General features: G+C 76.4%; 1 pseudogene. It reads right to left on the bottom strand.

The features are described 5' to 3' along the window. A pseudogene (locus WDW90_RS40305) lies at positions 1-250 on the bottom strand (aldose 1-epimerase family protein); the annotation flags it as partial.

Below are 250 nucleotides of genomic sequence, written 5' to 3'. Positions count from 1 at the left end.
TCGAGCGGGACCGGCCGCTCGGCCCGCGCCAGCAGCCCGCCCTCGCCCACCTCCGGCACCATCGGCCGTTCCGGCTCCTCGAACACGACGGCGTTGCCGCCGCCCGCCGCCCGGGTCCCGCCCGCGAACGGCCAGGGGAAGGCCGGGTGGAAGCCGACCGCGTAGGGCAGATGAACCTCGCCCGGATTGCCGATCTCGACCGCGAGATCGAGCCCCGCCGGCCTCACCCGCGCGGTGATGTCGAGCCGGA

The sequence above is a fragment of the Methylobacterium nigriterrae genome (genome assembly GCF_037106235.1).
In the GTDB taxonomy this organism is placed as follows: domain Bacteria; phylum Pseudomonadota; class Alphaproteobacteria; order Rhizobiales; family Beijerinckiaceae; genus Methylobacterium; species Methylobacterium nigriterrae.
Note: the sequence above shows the minus strand (reverse complement) of the source record. Positions and strands in the feature narration are given on the sequence as shown.